This window comes from Bacillus sp. GbtcB10, assembly GCF_019091365.1.
GTDB classification, from domain to species: domain Bacteria; phylum Bacillota; class Bacilli; order Bacillales; family Bacillaceae; genus Bacillus; species Bacillus altitudinis.
The window spans coordinates 1-252 of record NZ_JAGXJP010000283.1 but is presented as its reverse complement, the minus strand read 5'-3'; the positions used below and the strand labels follow the sequence as shown (position 1 = coordinate 252).

The following is a 252-nucleotide window of genomic DNA, read 5'->3' as shown; positions in this document are numbered from 1 at the left end:
CGGAGATAACCTCAATACTGATATATTGGGTGCGAAACGGGCAGGTATTACAACAGTCTGGGTAAACCGGACGCAAAAGAAAAATGATACGCACATTGCGCCTGATTACGAGATCAGCGATCTTCACGAGCTGTTTGCATTTATAGAGAAACAAAAAGAAAGATAATTTTATACGCAAAAAAACCCCATTCTGGATGAACGGGGTTTTTTGTATTTCTGGTTATTTTTTCGCTTCGGCTACAGCCTTTTTCA

General features: G+C 40.1%; 1 protein-coding gene. It reads left to right on the top strand.

Going from position 1 to position 252, the window contains the following annotated elements; all coding sequences use genetic code 11:
* The coding region (locus KVT11_RS20285; RefSeq protein ID WP_217609188.1) for an HAD family hydrolase at positions 1-166 on the top strand (166 nt) is incomplete at its 5' end.
* Positions 167-252: the final 86 nt, after the last annotated feature.